General features: G+C 40.7%; 15 protein-coding genes. 2 read left to right on the forward strand and 13 right to left on the reverse strand.

The genetic code is table 11. The annotated features are described in order from the left end of the window. Positions 1–344 precede the first annotated feature (344 nt). The gene (locus C6W18_RS03595; protein ID WP_105926003.1) at positions 345–947 is read right to left on the reverse strand and encodes a class I SAM-dependent methyltransferase; all 603 of its coding nucleotides are present in this window, start codon (positions 945–947) and stop codon (positions 345–347) included. Between the two features lie 268 nt (positions 948–1,215). On the opposite strand from C6W18_RS03595, the gene C6W18_RS20560 reads away from it, so the two are divergent. Beyond that, a complete protein-coding gene (locus tag C6W18_RS20560) occupies positions 1,216–1,341 on the forward strand; it encodes a YjcZ family sporulation protein (protein WP_008342643.1) in 126 nt (41 codons plus the stop codon). Between the two features lie 43 nt (positions 1,342–1,384). On the opposite strand, the gene C6W18_RS19925 is transcribed toward C6W18_RS20560, so the two are convergent. The 7 genes from C6W18_RS19925 to C6W18_RS03630 form a co-directional block, all read right to left on the reverse strand. Continuing rightward, positions 1,385–1,552 carry a hypothetical protein gene (locus C6W18_RS19925; RefSeq protein ID WP_189318043.1) on the reverse strand — a complete coding sequence of 56 codons (168 nt, stop codon included), beginning with the start codon at positions 1,550–1,552 and terminating at the stop codon, positions 1,385–1,387. Positions 1,553–1,713: 161 nt separating this feature from the next. After that, entirely contained in the window at positions 1,714–1,848 is a 135-nt protein-coding gene (locus tag C6W18_RS03605) for a YrzI family small protein (RefSeq protein WP_078061696.1), read from the reverse strand. Between the two features lie 444 nt (positions 1,849–2,292). Next, a complete protein-coding gene (locus C6W18_RS03610; protein ID WP_034321423.1) occupies positions 2,293–2,523 on the reverse strand; it encodes a YrhC family protein in 231 nt (76 codons plus the stop codon). A gap of 72 nt (positions 2,524–2,595) precedes the next feature. After that, the gene (locus tag C6W18_RS03615; RefSeq protein WP_105926005.1) at positions 2,596–3,744 is read right to left on the reverse strand and encodes a bifunctional cystathionine gamma-lyase/homocysteine desulfhydrase; all 1,149 of its coding nucleotides are present in this window, start codon (positions 3,742–3,744) and stop codon (positions 2,596–2,598) included. 1 nt (position 3,745) lies between these two features. Further along, a complete protein-coding gene (locus C6W18_RS03620) occupies positions 3,746–4,669 on the reverse strand; it encodes a PLP-dependent cysteine synthase family protein (RefSeq protein WP_034321418.1) in 924 nt (307 codons plus the stop codon). A 46-nt stretch (positions 4,670–4,715) separates the two neighbouring features. Beyond that, on the reverse strand, positions 4,716–5,411 hold the full coding sequence (gene mtnN, locus C6W18_RS03625) for a 5'-methylthioadenosine/S-adenosylhomocysteine nucleosidase (protein WP_105926008.1): 696 nt from the start codon (positions 5,409–5,411) through the stop codon (positions 4,716–4,718). 15 nt (positions 5,412–5,426) lie between these two features. Continuing rightward, positions 5,427–6,068 (reverse strand): class I SAM-dependent DNA methyltransferase, encoded by a 642-nt coding sequence (locus tag C6W18_RS03630; RefSeq protein WP_105926010.1) that lies wholly within the window; start codon positions 6,066–6,068, stop codon positions 5,427–5,429. 186 nt (positions 6,069–6,254) lie between these two features. On the opposite strand from C6W18_RS03630, the gene C6W18_RS03635 reads away from it, so the two are divergent. Continuing rightward, positions 6,255–6,458 (forward strand): YrzA family protein, encoded by a 204-nt coding sequence (locus tag C6W18_RS03635; protein ID WP_180272882.1) that lies wholly within the window; start codon positions 6,255–6,257, stop codon positions 6,456–6,458. A 93-nt stretch (positions 6,459–6,551) separates the two neighbouring features. On the opposite strand, the gene C6W18_RS03640 is transcribed toward C6W18_RS03635, so the two are convergent. The 5 genes from C6W18_RS03640 to C6W18_RS03660 form a co-directional block, all read right to left on the reverse strand. Next, complete coding sequence (locus C6W18_RS03640; protein ID WP_105926013.1) at positions 6,552–7,217, reverse strand: YrrS family protein; 666 nt, start codon at positions 7,215–7,217, stop codon at positions 6,552–6,554. A gap of 67 nt (positions 7,218–7,284) precedes the next feature. Beyond that, the gene (locus tag C6W18_RS03645) at positions 7,285–9,027 is read right to left on the reverse strand and encodes a peptidoglycan D,D-transpeptidase FtsI family protein (RefSeq protein ID WP_105926015.1); all 1,743 of its coding nucleotides are present in this window, start codon (positions 9,025–9,027) and stop codon (positions 7,285–7,287) included. Positions 9,028–9,077: 50 nt separating this feature from the next. Beyond that, positions 9,078–9,551: a transcription elongation factor GreA gene (greA, locus tag C6W18_RS03650; protein ID WP_034321407.1), complete on the reverse strand. Its 474-nt coding sequence runs from the start codon at positions 9,549–9,551 to the stop codon at positions 9,078–9,080. 647 nt (positions 9,552–10,198) lie between these two features. Further along, positions 10,199–10,831 (reverse strand): uridine kinase, encoded by a 633-nt coding sequence (gene udk / locus C6W18_RS03655; RefSeq protein ID WP_034321405.1) that lies wholly within the window; start codon positions 10,829–10,831, stop codon positions 10,199–10,201. Between the two features lie 7 nt (positions 10,832–10,838). Continuing rightward, on the reverse strand, positions 10,839–12,107 hold the full coding sequence (locus tag C6W18_RS03660) for a peptidase U32 family protein (RefSeq protein WP_105926017.1): 1,269 nt from the start codon (positions 12,105–12,107) through the stop codon (positions 10,839–10,841). Between the last annotated feature and the right edge of the window lie 13 nt (positions 12,108–12,120).

Below are 12,120 nucleotides of genomic sequence, written 5' to 3' on the forward strand. Positions count from 1 at the left end.
TGGCCCCTATATATGAAATGAATGCAAAAGGCTCTTCTCATGAAGAGCCTTTCAGATTGTTGACAAAGGGCTAAAATGATCTTTATTTTAGCCCTTTGTCTTCTTTTCAGCGTGATTGAAAACCTTTGAAGTTTAGGAAGGACGAGTACCGGAGCAGAACGAATTTGACATTCGTGAGCACCGGCGCGCAGGACTGACACCGAATGCGAGGGTTTATCTACACGCTGAGGCTCTTCTCATGAAGAGCCTTTATTTGTTGACACTGTCGCTTTACACGCAAAGAGGCTCCTCTGACGAAGAGCCTCTTTTTTGAGTGCTTGTTCATTACCTGGGAAATATTTTCATCATTTTAAGGCTTTGATACAGATGTATGTATCATAGTGATAAACCGAGACGTCTCTAAAGTGATACGCTGAAAATAGTCGGCTGATCTCTTGTTCACTGTACGATGATAAAGACTGTGAACGTTTATGTTTCTTCATCATTTCCTGCTTTTGAAAAGATAAGAATACTTCTCCATCCACTTGAAGGACGCGGTACACTTCCTTCATCACCTGTTCGATATCTGGCAAATAATAAATGGTCTGCACCGTAAATAATTTATTGAATGATCTGTCTTCAAAAGGTAACTGTTCAGCCTTTCCAAGAGTAATGATGGCTTTGTCCTGTTCCACTAGCTTCTTATTTTTTCTTTTTGCATATTTGATCATATGACGAGAGGCATCCACTCCATACACTTTTCCTCGATCGAGTTTTTCTGCTACTTTTGATAATGTCATGCCTCTTCCAGTGCCAATTTCTAAAATTCGGTCATTTTCTTGTATATTTAAGAGTTGAATCGTCCATTGATTGATATTATGATGATTTTTTTCCATATAGCGGGCAACCCATTTTGAGAACAAGCCTTTTGGTTCCCTCATTTGTTTTCCAATCCAGCTTTGAATCAATGTTAACACCTGCTTTGCACGAGTAAATAAAACTATTTACGAATTTTCTTACTTTTCATATCGGCTCTCACCTAACAAAGGTTAAGACCTAGTCCTAATTTAATTGTCCTTAATTAGACGGCACCTTTTCAGAAAATGTTTCGCAGAACTTTTAAAAATTTTTGATCGAATAGGCGTTTTCATTAATTGTGCTCAGATTGATTTCGTTTTCTGCAGGTGCTGCATATTTTATGAATGTATCTTGATTAGATAAAGGTGGTGCTAGATTATGGGCTTTGGCGGTTATTCTGGAGGCTACTGCGGTGGCTACGGTGGCGGTTTTGCAGGCGGATTCGCATTGCTTGTTGTACTGTTCATTTTGTTGATCATCATCGGTGCAAGCTGGATTTGCTAATGTAAAAGGAGCAGGAAACTATGACGTTTCCTGCTCCTTTTCTTTAATACCAATAAGTTGGGTAATTGTAATTGTACATAGTACGTCTGAGCATTTCTTGCTGCTCTCTTTGCATTCGGTATGGATTGCCGTACCCGTGCTTTAAAGAATGCGGAATGGATGCATACCCGTGCCCCACTGACGGAAACCTCATATATGGTGACATCGCCATTCATTGATCACCTCACAATCTCCTTTTACGGTTATCATATGTGCAGGTGCTCAATGTGGAGCGTGTCTAAACCTGGTCCTTCTCCCTAGTATAACAATCAAGCATTGCAAGCATCTTAAACATGTCAATCTCCTCCTTTTCATCTTTTTTCTTTTCCTGTTTTAGTTCATATACTTTAGTTGTTTCTGCTTCATTTCTTCATAAAAGGTTTCGACTTGTTGTTCATAAAGAACGGTTTCCATGTCTTTGTATTTACGCTGGATCGTCAAAGTAATAAAAAATAAATGGATTGTCATCTACGCTCACCTCCCTTCAGTTCGCAGCACGCGAATAGCCCGCAGATCTTCTTTATCAGTTGACCTGCGGGCACACAAAAATGCAGATCAAAAGACAGTGTCTTTCAACCTGCGATGGATGATACGTAAAAAATCCTCGTTTACTTAAACAGTTTTAAAGCGTGCACCGTAATAGGTAAAGGAAGGACACGAGCTCTTCCACAGGCTGATGACATAATGAAATTGTTTGTTGAATTGATTACAAGTAGATACGAATAACATATTCTTCAGCCTCCTTTACGTTTTTAATTACTTTGTAAGTATATCCAGCAAGCACCATTTTGTAAACCTGTTTTTAGTCATTTAGGTTTTTTTTGTACTTTTGACTAAATTTCTACAGTCATTTTTGGCCGATTGTCCAATACAATAAAAAAGCCCCCTCATCACATGAGGAGACTTTTCGGATTAATCTTCATCTAGTTCTTGCAGTTTTTTTTGAAAAAAGATCGCACGTTTTACACAAAGAAAAGCTGCTAATAAGAACATACAATCTACTGCCATCATCAGCATTTTTGGAGATCCTTCGATGTGCTGGTTAGGTAAGATCGTACCAATATATAAAAAGGCGCTGACAGCAAGCAAAATAAAAGCGTACTGCTTGTAATCTGTCACTAAACCACTCCACTTTTCCTTCACTTGTTTCACCTTCCCGTAATCAATGTCTATTCATAGCTTAACATAGTGAGAGAAAGCGAGGAGCATGTAAATCTATCCATTCGCCAGTGCGTTCAGCCCTTGTTCAATATCATGTAATAAGTCATCAATATCCTCAATACCGACTGAAATGCGAATTAAACCATCTGTGATACCAAGCTCTTCTCGGCGCTCTTTTGGGATGGATGCATGAGTCATTCGAGCAGGGACAGAAATTAAGCTTTCAACCGCTCCAAGGCTTTCTGCTATTGTAAACAGCTTAAGCTGACTTAAAAACACATCGACATTTTCTTCTTTTCCAATATCAAAAGAAATCATCCCGCCGAAGCCTGTTGCTTGTGTTTTCGCGAGTTCGTGACCTGGGTGGGCACTCAAACCTGGATAAAAGACACGTGTGATTGCTGGATGTTGTGCTAAAAATTCGGCGATTTTCTGCGCATTTTGTTGATGTGCTTCCATTCTTAGTCCAAGCGTTTTCATCCCTCTCATGAGAAGCCACGAATCCTGCGGTCCAAGAATACCGCCTGTAGAGTTTTGAACAAAGTGCAGTTCTTCTCCAAGCTCTTTCGTTGCTGTCACGACAAGTCCACCCACAACATCACTATGGCCACCTAAATATTTTGTGGCACTGTGCAGGACAATGTCAGCCCCATATTCAATTGGCTTTTGGAAATACGGCGTAAAGAATGTATTGTCGACAATCATCAAGATGTTGGCTTCTTTTGTGATGTGGCTGATGGCTTTTAGATCGGTCATTTTAAGTAAAGGATTGGTCGGTGATTCAATGTAAACGGCTTTTGTTTCAGGTAAAATCGCTTTTTTCACCGCTTCTGGATCACTAGTATCAACAAAGGTAGCCTCAATACCAATACGATTGAGCACCTTTGTGATGACTCGGTAGGTTCCGCCGTACACGTCGTCTGTCAGAACAATATGATCTCCACTGTTAAACAGCATCATCACTGCAGTAATGGCAGCCATCCCCGAACCGAATGCGTAGCCATTTGCTCCACCTTCAAGGTCACGAATGACTGTTTCCAGTGCCGTTCTTGTTGGATTCGCTGTTCTGGAATATTCATATCCTGTATGTTCGCCTGCTTTCGGCTGCTTGTAGGTGCTCACTTGGTAAATGGGTACAGACACAGCGCCTGTTTTTTCATCACCAGTTGTTCCGCCATGAATCATCATTGTTTTTGGTTTCATTCTATTTTCCTCCCTCATAAATTCCTTTACTTAAATACCGCTCACTGCTGTCAGGAAAAATGGTGACAATAACTGTCCCAGGTGCTGCCTTTTTGGCTTCCTCTAAAGCGGCAAATAACGCAGCGCCAGAAGAGCTTCCGAGCAGAATGCCTTCCCTTTCAGCGGCTACTTTCACCATTCGAAAAGCATCATCATCACTGACGGTGTAAATCTCATCAAATAAAGACGATTCCATATAGTCTGGAATAAATTCAAGGCCAATTCCTTCCGTTCTATGCGGGCCCGGTTCCCCCCCATTTAAAATCGATCCTTCTGGTTCCACAACAACCGTTTTTAACGCCTTATTTTGCTCTTTTAAATAGGCGGCACATCCTTGAAAAGTCCCGCCAGATCCTGCTCCTGCCACGAATACATCAATATTCCCTTGTAAGTCGGACCATAATTCTGGACCAAGTGTTCTATAGTAAGTCAATGGATTTACTCGGTTTTTAAATTGTAACACGCAATAGGCATTGTCAAGGCTTGCCTCTAGTTCAAGAGCTCGATCAATTGCACCCTTCATGCCTTCTTTTCTTGGTGTATGAATAATCTCTGCACCAAGCGCCTTCATCAGTTGTTGTTTTTCTTGACTAAAATGTTCTGGTACAAAAAAAACGGTTCGCAATTGATGCTTTCTGGCACTTAGGGCAAGCCCGATTCCTGTGTTTCCGGCAGTTGCTTCAATAATGGTTCCGCCTGGCCGCAATTTGCCAGATGCCAACGCTTCTCTAATCAGCATGTCACCTAAACGATCCTTAATACTTCCACCTGGATTCATCATTTCAAGCTTTGCATACACCTCAACACCTTCCGGGATGCCAATCCCTGACAGCTTTAAAAGCGGTGTGTGGCCAATTAATTCTGTAATATCCTTTATGACAGCCATATGTTTCCCTTCCTTTGCATGGAAAAGAAGGGGGAAACCCCTTCTTTTATTGTGTTTGCTTTATCATACGCAGGACAAGGTCTGTTGAGTGAATCGCTGCTTGCTCAAGAAATTGATCAAAGGAGATATTGGATTCTTTCCCCGCAATATCCGATAGCGCTCGAACGACAACAAATGGCGTTCCAAAGAGCTGGCACACTTGCGCAACGGCCGCTGCCTCCATTTCCACCGCATATAGCTCTGGAAACTTCTCTCTCACAAACGCTACACGATTCGGATCATTCATAAACGAATCTCCTGTTGCAATCGTTCCTTTTGCCACTTGAATATGATCGATCTCTAAAGCAGATTCCTCTGCGAGTTTCACAAGCTTTTCATCTGCGACAAAAGCAGCTGGCAATCCTGGCACTTGTCCGTATTCGTAATCAAAGATTGTGACATCTACATCATGATGTCTGACATCTGTAGATATGACAATATCACCTACATTTAATGAGTGATGAAAACCGCCAGCAGATCCAGTATTGATCACATAATCTGGCTGAAAACGGTCAAGCAGAAGCGTTGCGCTGACCGCCGCATTCACTTTTCCAATCCCTGATTTTAATAAAATTACTTCTTTATCTTCATAAACACCTGTTGTAAATTCACACCCAGCGATGTTTTCTTGTGTTGCATTCTTTAGTTGATCTCTTAAAATCGTGACTTCTTCTTCCATTGCACCTATTACTGCGATTTTCAAATCAAAAACATCCTTTCATTCCCTTTTCTTCGCCTCTACGATCCAAACAAAATCATTCATTTGATGAAAGGATGTGCTAAAACCTTCTTCTTCGAAGATTTGCTTTAACACATCAATCGATGGATAGTATTCAGTTTCTAAATCCTCTGCAAGCTGGTCGAATCCAGCGGCTTTGGCTTTGTCGATTTCAGCTTGATGTGCTGCTTGATTTTGAAACATTGTATCAGCAAAGACTATTTTACCATCTGAATGAAGGATGTTGCCATAGGTGTGAATGGCTTGTTTTTTTTCTTCGTCCGTTAAATGGTGGAAAGCGTATGAGCTAACGATCGTATCGGGCTCAAATGGTGGCGCTGGAAACGATAAAAAATCCCCATCATGAAACACATTTGGTACTCCCTTTTGAAGAGCTGCTTTCTTCATGGCGTCTGATGGTTCAACGCCAAACACGGTTTTATCTGCTTTAAGCAGTGCCGCCGTTAGATTACCCGTGCCGCTTCCAAACTCAAGGACATATTGACCTGAACGTCGAGCAATCTCTTTTAAAATGGCCGGATACCGGCGAAACACTTCTTCATACTGCTCATCATGACCACTTACAGTGTCGTCATAAGACTCAGCCCAATGATCAAATAAAGAAAGAAACTCACGTCCCATTTTCTTTCCCTCCACTTTATCTATTTATTCCTATGCGTATAGTATGTTTTATTCCGTCGAACAGTTCCTATCCTACCACAACTTCTGTTTCTTTCCTACTAAAAAACACTGGGAGGGGTAGAAAAATATTTGCCCTTTTGAAAGAGAGAGATTAAGATGAATGAAGAGCATGGAGGGGTGAATGAAATGGATTTTCAACTGGATTTTTTAAAGGACAAAATTGAATTTTTTGAGGCAACGTCTTTAAAAGAGCTTGAACAAAAGATCCAAAAACAAATTGAACATAATCAGGCGATCCTGCTAACCGTTCATTCAGTGAGTCATCAAACGACTGTGATCGATGACCGGATTTTGTATACAGCGGTTGTTCATTTTAAAGCGAATGTCTAAATAAAAAAAGAAGACAAAGGGCTAAAATAAAGATCATTTTAGCCCTTTGTCAACAATCTGAAAGATAGCATATCTGCTATCTTTTTTTCATACTTATTTTAATTTTTCAACCTTCTCAGGTTTCCACCCTTTTCCATCCACCCACGTAATTTCTACGCGATAGCGTTCACCTGTTGATTTATCACGGATGGTTCCTTTTGCATCTTGAGGTCCTCCGTTATTTCCTAACCAAAGAACAGTCATTTGATCCTCTGAAATTCCTGTCGCATAGGACATGGCTTTGATCATTTCTTTCCAGTCTTTTGAGTTAGAATCATAGGTCGCTGTATGTGAACCGGATTGCTCTGTTCCTACAGGCTCCCAGTCATCGTTTTCGTATGTTTTGTCTACGTCACTCGTTTTACCACCGTCTGTTTCTTTGGCATCTTTTAACGCATCTTTACTTGGCTCTTTTTCATCATCTGTTTTCTTCGAATCGTCGTCTTGATCGGATGAGTCATCTTTTTTTGCATCTGAATCATCGGATGTGTCTTTCTTTTGATCTTTCACATCTTCTTCTGAGTTTTGTTTATTTTCACTCGTTGCAGGTGCCGTTTTCGATGGTGCATCTGCTACATCTGGATCTTTCGGTTTATTAAAAATTAACAAACTCGATGCGACAACCAAAATAAGCACCACAACGATACCAATTAATATGTTAAGCACCATATTCGCCTTTCTGCGCTTATCACGATGTTCAAATCGAGAATTTCTACTCAAAATCTCTGCACTCCTTTGCCTCTGTTCCCTAAGTCGTTACTATTCTAACATGACATGAAGGGATGTTCTATGTCTGTTTCTTTTCAATTTGATTGACCTTTTTTACAATATCATAAAACGCATCATTTGTCTTAGCCCGGCCACTTGTCTCGTCAAGGTGAACAACGACAAGGGCGTATTTTGGTTTTTCCACCGGAAAGTATCCAGCAAACCACTTATGATAAAGTGGATTCCCCTTTTTGTCTTTACTGCCGGTTTGAGCAGTACCTGACTTCCCCGCCACATCGAATGGCAAATCTTGAAACCTTCTTCCTGTTCCTTTTTCAGACGTCACCACCTGCCTTAAGTACTTTTGCAACTTTTGGGCTGTATAGCGGTCAATGCTGTCTCCTTCAGATCGTTTGTTTTGAAAGGATAGCATCGTTGTTCCGTTTTGATACAGCACTTTATCTGCAATTCTCACTTCTTTTCGTTCTCCGCCTCTTGCGATCGTTGCCATCATATTGGCGATTTGCAAAGGAGTCGTTTTGACATTTTTTTGACCTATCGCTGTTTGCGCAATGGCTTTTTTGACATGCTTGTCTCTTTTATCTCCCCACACACTGCCTGTTTCTTCACGATCGAACTGTTTGAATTGCTGTTTATGGTATACATCCCCTTCCCAGCCAGCTCGATCAATGAGTCCAAGCTTTGAAGCCGTCTTTTCGATGATTTGATCATCTGTTTGGATGAGCTGACCAGCGAGTGTTGCAAAGGTATAATTACAGCTTTGCGCAAAGCTCTCAGACAAATTCAGCACTTCCTGTTTTCCTTCTGGCTCTCCATATAAATTCTTTCGACAGTCATACATGGTTTGTGGCTGGTCGAGATTTTTTTCGATCGCTGCGGCAAGCACGGCTGTTTTAAATACGGAGCCTGGTGCAATGGCTGTTAGCATGTAATTTCTTGCTTCATGCCGGTTTTTACTTGTGACATTTGGAGTACTCGTCATGGCCAGCACACCGCTATTTTGAATATCGAGCAGAACAGCTCCGCCTTTTTCGACACCTTGTTCTTTTAGAACCTTCTCCATTTCAGCTTGCATGTCTTCATCCATTGTTGTCTGAACCTGAAGCGGATAAAACGAATGAGCTTCTGCTGTATATTTGACGTCCATCCCAAACAAAGGGTTTCCCCTTCCATCCACATGATATAACAATTTTGTGTCTTGCTCGGGTAATAGAAATTCGTCAAAGGTACTTTCCAGCCCGAATGTACCGATTTCTGTTCGGATTGAAAGCTCTTTTTTATCAGGATAACGCTTTCTCAGTAATTCTGGATTCTCGCTTGTAAAGCCTAATGTGTGGAGGGCAAGTCTTTTTTTGTCCTTCTCTTTCATATATACGCCGTAAACCCCTGAATATTTCATATCATTGATGTCTTTCAGCTTTTTTTTCGTCATGTCCTCTTTTAGAATGAGAGGTTTTTTGGTTTCTGTTAGCTGTTTTTTGAGTTCGTTTTCTTCCATTTCAAGAATAGAGGCGGTTTGCTTTAAATGAGGAAGATCATATTGTAGAAAAGGAAATAAGATGACCGCAGGCTGTTCTTTTGTGAGAAGCGCTTGGCCATTTCGATCTAAAAATTCGCCGCGTCCGTCTGAAATGACCACTTCCTCAGTTCGCTGTCTGACGCTTTCTTGTATTAAATTGATATCAAGCTTTGAAAAAGATTCTGTGAAAAACAGCTGAATTTCTGCCAGTCTTATAAGAAGACCGAGCAGCAGGATAAAAATAATGGCACCTGTCCATTGAATTCTTCTTTTTTTGCGCATAAAAACACCTCGTCCCTATTGTGGACGAGGTGTTTATCGTATAAACGTGATTATGAAATTTTTACAATTTGGACGAACATTTCTCCGCCAGGTGTTTGAACGGTTACTTTGTCATCTACTTGTTTGCCTAATAGGCTTTTTGCAATTGGTGAGTCGTTTGAAATCTTTCCTTCAAACGGATCAGCTTCTGCACTTCCAACAATCGTATAAGACTCTTCTTCTCCGTCCGGTAATTCAACGAATGTCACCGTTTTACCAAGTGAGACAACATTTGAGTTCCCCTCATCTTCGATAATTTTGGCATTACGAATCATATTATCAAGCGTTGTGATACGACCTTCTACAAACGCTTGCTCTTCTTTAGCAGAATCATATTCCGAGTTTTCAGAGAGGTCTCCAAAGCTTCTAGCGATTTTAATACGCTCTACAACCTCTTTACGTTTAACCGTTTTCAAATATTCAAGCTCTTCTTCTAATTTACGCTTTCCTTCTTCTGTCATTGGAAATACTTTCTCGTGTGCCATGAATCATTCACTCCTTCTATTAATCCTCATCATACAAGCTTTCTGCATGTGAGTGACGACTGAAATATACAAGAATGAGGACATGTTCAGGCCCTCATTCCTTCTGTCCCATATTCGTAAAAGTCCATCTTACATGGCGTCCCTTTTAGATGCAACTATTATGCCTTTTGTTTTGACAGGACCACTAGCGGTCTAAAGATAATGTATCTTCATCGCACAAACTGTGGAAAGGCACAGGAAGCTCCTGTACCTCGTTCGGCCATTTCGATCATATGTAGAAGAATAGCTTATCCATTCTTCATCTTCCAATACATAATATGGTCAGTGTACGATATGTCTATGCTATATTATTACAAAATTGCATTTTGATCAAGAATTGTTTGAAAATTTGTGATGATTTGTTTGTCGTTTTTTTAATATACTTTTACAACTTCATTTTTTCACTATATAATAGTGATTTTTCGACTTCTGCTTTTCTTCATTGTTTTCCTATCATATTAAATCTTTCATTCAATGTTTTGCTTCTAAAAATGCGCCATTATCATCTACCACTAGAAATAAGTGATATATTGGTTTTTACTCTCTTCTTCGTGATCATGATGTTGAAAAGACCTTTACATTGTAAAGGTCTTTTTCTTCTTCACCATTTACTCTCCGCGGTTTTGAAGAATCGTTTGAATCTTTGTCACCATGAGGTCGATCGCTACATGGTTTTGGCCGCCTTCTGGGATGATGATGTCGGCGTATCGCTTGGTCGGTTCAATGAATTGATTATGCATCGGTCTGACAACAGATACATATTGTTCGATCACGGAATCGATCGAACGGCCTCTTTCCTTCGTATCGCGTAAAATGCGGCGAATGATGCGAAGGTCTGCATCTGTATCGACATACAGTTTTATATCCATTAAGTCTCTAAGACGTTCATCTTCTAGTGCAAAGATGCCTTCAACGATGATGACATCCTTTGGTTCAACATGTACAGTCTCTTCTGCACGTGTATTTAGTTTAAAATCATAAATTGGTTTTTCAATGGATTCGTATCTTAGCAGCTGTTCCAAATGCTCAAACATGAGGTCATTGTCGAATGCAAGCGGATGATCATAGTTCGTGAGCAGGCGCTCTTCAAATGGCATATGACTTTGATTTTTGTAATATAAATCTTGCTGAAGCATGAGGATGGAATGTCCTTTAAATTGTTCATAGATGGAATTGGTGACGCTCGTTTTACCTGAACCCGAGCCGCCAGCAATTCCGATCACCACTGGTTTTCTCCCCATGGGTCTGTTATTTCCCCTTTCTCATCATGTTGCTAGGGTATACTTTTTGATCAAGCTTAAATTTCACAATTTGCAGCGGATGGCGAGCGGCATCTAGCTCATTCCCTTTTTCATCCCAAATTTTATCGATTTTACAAGTGAAATTCTCAATTTCTGGTCCGAAGAATTCGACTTCATCGCCAGCTTTAAAGAAGTTACGCTGCTGCAATGTCACGATTTGTTCTTTTTCATCATAACGAAGAACAAGACCTGCGAAGTCAAATGTTGTTTTCTTTCCATGAATGCCAAACATTTGTTCATCAGTTCCTGGTACACCTTCGAAAAAGGCCGGAGCTGTGTCACGGTTTGCACATTTATCTAATTCATCTAACCATTCCTGCTGAATGACAAAATTGTCTGGATCAGCACAATAGGCATCGATGACTTTGCGGTACACACTCACAACAGTTGCTACATAATGAATTGATTTCATCCGTCCTTCGATTTTTAAGCTGTCAATTCCCATTTCAATCATTTGAGGAATGGATTCGACAAGCTTTAAGTCTTTTGGGCTCATCGCAAATGGTGCATCTTCTTCACCGAATAATGGTGCTTCCTCAGAACCTTCTAGTTTATAAAGATCATAATCCCAGCGGCAAGACTGGCAGCAGCCTCCGCGGTTAGAATCTCTTGCTGTCATATGGTTACTAAGCACGCAGCGACCAGAGTAAGCAATACACATCGCGCCATGAATGAACGTTTCGATTTCAATATCGACCTTTTCTTTCATTTCTCTAATTTCTAGCGCACTTGTTTCACGTGCAAGCACCACACGCTCAAGTCCTTCTTCCTTCCAAAACTGAACAGCCTTCCAATTTGAAAGAGATTGCTGCGTGCTTAAGTGAACTTCCAGCTTTGGCGCCACACGTTTACATGTTTCAATGATCAGTGGATCAGCCACAATAATTCCCGCTACACCAGCACCTTCAATCCCTTGAAGATATTCCTCTAGCCCGTCCATGTTTTCATTGTGGGCAAAGATATTCGTTGTCACATAAATTCGCGCACCATATTTGCTTGCAAATGAGACGCCTTCTGCCATTTCTTCAATTGAAAAGTTATCAGCATTTGAGCGAAGTCCAAACTCTTTCCCGCCAATAAAGACGGCGTCTGCTCCGTAATGTACAGCAATTTTCAGCTTTTCCAGGTTCCCTGCTGGTGCAAGCAGTTCTGGTTTTTTTGTAATGACACGTCTTCCATCAATCATTTCAGAAATACCATCCTTTAAAAGTGCCATTTCCTCTGCCTCC

It is taken from the genome of Bacillus sp. LLTC93 (assembly GCF_002993125.1).
Classification (GTDB): domain Bacteria; phylum Bacillota; class Bacilli; order Bacillales; family Bacillaceae; genus Bacillus; species Bacillus zhangzhouensis.

Bases quoted from the DNA above. Each gene is read 5' to 3' on its own strand.
- C6W18_RS20560 (WP_008342643.1), top strand. From the start codon at position 1,216: ATGGGCTTTGGCGGTTATTCTGGAGGCTACTGCGGTGGCTACGGTGGC.
- C6W18_RS19925 (WP_189318043.1), bottom strand. From the start codon at position 1,552: ATGGCGATGTCACCATATATGAGGTTTCCGTCAGTGGGGCACGGGTAT.
- C6W18_RS03605 (WP_078061696.1), bottom strand. From the start codon at position 1,848: ATGACAATCCATTTATTTTTTATTACTTTGACGATCCAGCGTAAATAC.
- C6W18_RS03615 (WP_105926005.1), bottom strand. From the start codon at position 3,744: ATGAAACCAAAAACAATGATGATTCATGGCGGAACAACTGGTGATGAA.
- C6W18_RS03620 (WP_034321418.1), bottom strand. From the start codon at position 4,669: ATGGCTGTCATAAAGGATATTACAGAATTAATTGGCCACACACCGCTT.
- C6W18_RS03630 (WP_105926010.1), bottom strand. From the start codon at position 6,068: ATGGGACGTGAGTTTCTTTCTTTATTTGATCATTGGGCTGAGTCTTAT.
- C6W18_RS03635 (WP_180272882.1), top strand. From the start codon at position 6,255: ATGGATTTTCAACTGGATTTTTTAAAGGACAAAATTGAATTTTTTGAG.
- C6W18_RS03645 (WP_105926015.1), bottom strand. From the start codon at position 9,027: ATGCGCAAAAAAAGAAGAATTCAATGGACAGGTGCCATTATTTTTATC.
- greA (WP_034321407.1), bottom strand. From the start codon at position 9,551: ATGGCACACGAGAAAGTATTTCCAATGACAGAAGAAGGAAAGCGTAAA.
- udk (WP_034321405.1), bottom strand. From the start codon at position 10,831: ATGGGGAGAAAACCAGTGGTGATCGGAATTGCTGGCGGCTCGGGTTCA.
- C6W18_RS03660 (WP_105926017.1), bottom strand. From the start codon at position 12,107: ATGGCACTTTTAAAGGATGGTATTTCTGAAATGATTGATGGAAGACGT.